General features: G+C 72.9%; 2 protein-coding genes. Both read right to left on the bottom strand.

Features of this window, described 5'->3' with window-relative positions; genetic code table 11:
- On the bottom strand, nucleotides 1–2,872 hold a 2,872-nt coding region (locus D581_RS0136560), incomplete at its 3' end, for an amino acid adenylation domain-containing protein (RefSeq protein WP_026291236.1).
- On the bottom strand, nucleotides 2,869–3,167 hold a 299-nt coding region (locus D581_RS01000000138410), incomplete at its 5' end, for a phosphopantetheine-binding protein (protein WP_032753731.1). The genes D581_RS0136560 and D581_RS01000000138410, both read right to left, overlap by 4 nt.

Raw genomic sequence — 3,167 nt, 5'->3', positions numbered from 1 at the left:
CCACCATCACCACCGCCGGAACCATGTACTCCGGCAACCGCCCCGCCACGAACTCACGCAACGCGACCACGTCCGGCCGCTCACCCGAGGCGGCCCGTACGTATCCGACGATCCGCCGGGCGCCCTCGGCGTCGGCGGACACCGCCGCGACCGCCTGGCCCACCGAGGGGTGGTCGGCCAGAACGGCCTGGATCTCGCCGAGTTCGATGCGGTGGCCACGCACCTTGACCTGGAAGTCGGACCGGCCGCGGTACTCCACGACACCGTCGGGCCGGCGGCGCCCCAGGTCGCCGGTGCGGTACATCCGGGCGCCCGCCGGGCCGAACACGTCGGCCACGAAGCGCTCCGCGGACAGGCCGGGGCGGCCCAGATACCCGCGGGCGACCCCGTCACCGGCGATGTACAGCTCGCCGACGACCCCGGCCGGCACCGGCCGCAGGAACGCGTCCAGGAGGTAGACCCGGGTGTTGTCGGCGGGGACGCCGATGGCGGGCGGGTCCGCCGCCGCACCGGGTGAGCCGCCGGGGTGCCAGAGCATCGCGTCGACCGTGCACTCGGCGGGACCGTAGAGGTTGTAGACCGACAGGCCGGGCACGCCGCGGAGTTCCGCCCACAGGTCGTCGCCCACCTCCTCGCCGCCGAGCGCGAGGACCCGCACGCGGTGCCGCTCCCCCGCCGCCTCGAACATGCCCGCGTCGAGCATCTGCCGGGCGACGGAGGGGGTGGTATCGATGACGTCGATCCGTGCTTCCGCCGCGTGGCGGACGAGTGCCAGGGAGTCCTTGCGGACGGTGTCACCGACGATGTGCAGTTCGTGTCCGGCGACCATCCACAGGAGCTGGCTCCAGGAGGCGTCGAAGCCGAGCGAGTTGGTGAGCGCGGCACGCAGCGGCCGGCCCCCTGCCCTCGCCCGCTCGGGCTCGAAGAAGTTCGCCCGGTGGCTGTGGAACATGTTGGCCAGGTTGCGGTGTTCCACGGCCACACCCTTGGGGCGCCCCGTGGAGCCCGAGGTGTAGATGACGTACGCGAGGTGGGCGGGCAGCAGCGCACCGGTACGCTCGTCGTCGTCGAGGTCCGTCCCGTCCGCGGGCGGAACGGCCTCGTCGAGCAGCAGCGCCGGCACCGATGCGGGTATGTCGCCCGCCGTGCCGACGGAGGCCAGGACGAGGGCCGGCCGGGCCTCCGCGCAGATCGCCGCGATGCGCTCCGCGGGGTGGTCGACGTCGATCGGCAGGTACGCCGCGCCCGACTTGAGGACGGCCAGGATCGCCACCACGGCGTCCGTGGAGCGCGGCACGGCGACGCCGACGAGGTCGCCCGGCCCCACGCCACGGGCTGCGAGCAGCCGGGCCAGGCGGTTGGCGTCGGCGTTGAGCAGAGCGAAGGTGAGACTGGTCGTGCCGTCCGTGACGGCCACCGCGTCGGGCGTCGCACGGACCTGTGCCTCGAAGAGACCGGGCAGCGTCCCGGCCGGCCGCTCGACGGCGTGTCCGCTCGCCTCGCGCAGGATCTCGCGCCGCTCGGCGGCCGTCCGCGAGGGGAGCCTGCCGGCCCGCTCGTCGGGCCGGGCGGCGATGTCCTCCAGCAGACCGATCAGCCGCCGCAGCAGTCCGCTCGCGGCGTCGGCGCTGTAGACGTCCTCGCGGTAGTTGAGTTCGAAGCGGAGCCGGCTGCCGGGGTGGACGGCCAGGCTCAGCGGGTAGTGGGTGCCCTCGAACGCCTCGTCGACGGCGTCCCGCAGCAGGCCGACGTCGAGCCCCGGCACCGAGGCGCCCTGGACGGCCTGTTCCACGGGAACGTTCTCGAAGGCGACGGTGGTGTCGAAGAGTTCGGTGGCGCCGACGGCGCGGTGGATCTCGGCGAGGCCGAGGTATTCGTGACCCATCACGGTCGTGTGGTCGTGCTGGATGCGGGCCAGCAGCTCCGCCACCGGCTCCGCCGGATCGACCCGTACCCGGGCGGGCACGGTGTTCATCATCAGGCCCACCATGCGGTCGCTGCCGGGCAGCTCCGGCGGGCGGCCCGCGACGGTGTTCCCGTAGACGACGTCCTGGCGTCCGGTCAGCTCGGTCAGCAGCAGCGCCCAGGCGCCCTGGACCAGGGTGTTGATGGTGAGTTCGCGGCTCCGGGCCAGGGTGGCGAGTTCGGCCGCCGCCCGGTCGGACAGCTCCGTCACGACGCGCCGCTGTCCCCGGTCCGAGGAGCCGATGCCGGCGCCGTCCGCGACGAGCGTGGCGCCGTCGACCCCCGCGAGCACGCCCTTCCAGGCCCGCTCGGCCTGTTCCCTGTCCTGCTCGCCGACCCAGCCGAGGTAGTCCTGGAAGGGCACCGTCGGCTCCAGCCGCTCGGCCGTGCCTCCGGCCCCGTAGATGCGGAACAGATCGCCCAGGATCAGGGGCAGCGACCAGCCGTCCAGCAGGATGTGGTGGTTGGTGATCAGCAGGATGTGCCGGTCGGGTGCGAGCCGTATCAGCGTGAACCGGAGCAGCGGCGGCTTCGCCATGTCGAAGCGCCTCGCGCGCTCCTCGGTGAGCAGCCGGGAGAGGCGTGGCCTCCGTTCCTCCTGGCCGAAGCCGGAGAGGTCGATCTCCTCCCACGGCGGCTCGACCGCCCGCGCGACGGCCTGGACGGCCTCGCCGGAGCGGCGGCGCAGGAAACCCGCCCGGAGGCTCGCGTGCCGGCCGACCAGCGCGCCGCAGGAGGCACGCAGCAGGTCGGTGTCGAGCTCCCCGGTCAGCTCCAGCGGCGTCTGGACGTTGTAGAAGTCGACGTTTCCGCTGTCGGCTCGTCCCTCCTCGTAGAGGGCGTGGAAGAGAATGCCCTGCTGCAACGGCGAGAGCGGCAGGACCGCTTCCAGGGATGTCTGTCTCACGGTGCTGTCCCCCACTGGGCTTCGAGCTCGTCGAGTTCTTCCGCGTCGATCCGCACCAGGTCCCCGGTACGGGCGGTCGCGGACCGCTCGCCGACGTCCTCGGCCGTCTCGGCGAGCTTGGCGATGGTCTTGTGGACGAAGACGTCCTTGACGGCGATGGCGAGTCCGGCCCGATGGGCCCCGGACGCCACCCGTACGGCGATGATGGAGTCGCCGCCGAGGTCGAAGAAGCTGTCGTCGACGCCGATGCGCGGCTGCCCCAGCACCTCCGCGAACACCTCGTGCAACACCAGCT

Source organism: Streptomyces sp. CNB091, from assembly GCF_000377965.1.
Note: the sequence above shows the minus strand (reverse complement) of the source record. Positions and strands in the feature narration are given on the sequence as shown.